This window comes from Oleiphilus sp. HI0079, assembly GCF_001635105.1.
In genome coordinates, this window is record NZ_LWFT01000214.1 from 1 (window position 1) to 1,058 (window position 1,058).

At 47.2% G+C, this 1,058-nt stretch carries 1 protein-coding gene; it reads right to left on the bottom strand.

Annotated elements, in window-relative coordinates; translation table 11 throughout:
- Positions 1-134: 134 nt before the first annotated feature.
- On the bottom strand, positions 135-1,058 hold a 924-nt coding region (locus tag A3750_RS03150; protein WP_156498349.1), incomplete at its 5' end, for an RluA family pseudouridine synthase.

Sequence of the window (1,058 nt, forward strand, 5' to 3'; positions counted from 1 at the left end):
TACTTTTCATTCGGTCGTAGCTCAGCTCGGGAAGATCACAAACCTTTGCCGACTCTGCAATACAAGAAACAATATGACGCTCGGAATCAACCAATGTGCCATCCCAATCAAAGACCACAACCGACCACGACATCTTATTTCAACCCCATCAAAGTAAGCGACTCCTCATAGCGATTATCGTATTCCGCTTCCAGACGAAGCCGACGTTTGCCACCACCAGACTCCGGCAAATCAAACTCAATCGCACGCGCATGCAGCATCAAGCGAGACTTCTCCATTCCGTGCAAATCATCAACTAATGTCTGAATATACTTATCATCCCCTACTATTGGATGTTTCGAAAATGCAGCATGAACACGAATCTGATGCGTCCTGCCCGTTATCGGCTTAGCCTCTACAAGCGTAAAGTGCTCTGAACGATTCAAAATTCTGAACTTTGTCTGGCTCGGCTTGCCATCTGCGCTGACGACGACCATCCGTTCACCGGATTTAAGTTCATTTTTCCGTAATGGCGCATCGACCACCACTTTATGTTTCGGCCACTTACCAAACACCGCCATGTGGTAAATCTTGTTAACAGTATCTTCTCTGAACTGTGCATGCAGCGCTCTCAAAGCTGGCCGAGACTTGGCGATCAACACCGCCCCTGACGTATCACGGTCAAGACGATGCACCAACTCCAAAAACTGGTGATCAGGATAGCGGGTTCTTAATGCCTCGATCAGCCCGATATTGACGCCACTGCCGCCATGCACCGCCAGCCCAGAAGGCTTGTTAATCACCAACAACTGATCATTTTCAAATAAAACAGAACGATCCAACAATGCGCCAAGCGAGTCACTAACCTTAATTTCTCCCTTATTCGAATTCGTTGTCATCATTGGAGGTACACGAACAAGATCACCAACCGCGAGCTTTGTCTCGGGCTTACAGCGCTTTTTATTGATTCTTACATCGCCCTTTCTAATGACTTTGTATATCTTGGATTTGGGAACCCCTTTACAGACACTCAGCAAATAGTTGTCGACGCGTTGCTGAGCGTTTTTCTCGCTTATGGT